This is a genomic window from Pseudomonas sp. 8(2025) (assembly GCF_052665325.1).
Genome location: NZ_JBQOIE010000059.1, coordinates 1 through 317 on the forward strand (window position 1 = coordinate 1; position 317 = coordinate 317).

The 317-nt window shown below is 71.3% G+C and carries 1 pseudogene; it reads right to left on the minus strand.

Annotated elements, in window-relative coordinates:
- Window positions 1-315 (minus strand): annotated as a pseudogene (locus tag ACUXVH_RS31730) (hypothetical protein); the annotation flags it as partial.
- Between the last annotated feature and the right edge of the window lie 2 nt (window positions 316-317).

Here is a 317-nt window from a genome sequence, read left to right on the forward strand (position 1 = left end):
GTTGTGGACGACGGCGCGCGTGGCGTGGACGGGGAGGCCGGCGGGCTTGTCGACCACGATGACGTCGTCGGCGACCGGGGTACCCACCAGATGCCGCCACACCCGGAAAGGGCGCCAGGCCGCGTCGGCCGTGGTGTAGAAGGCGTTGGTGGGGCACACCGCCGCGCAGGGCGCGTCGGTGCAATGCATGCACGCCATCGACACCGAGCGCTCGCCCGGCTGGCCGTCATTGAGCGTGACGACGCGCCGGCGGTTGATGCCCCACGGCACCTCGTGCTCGTTCTTGCAGGCGGTGACGCAGGCGTTGCACTCGATGC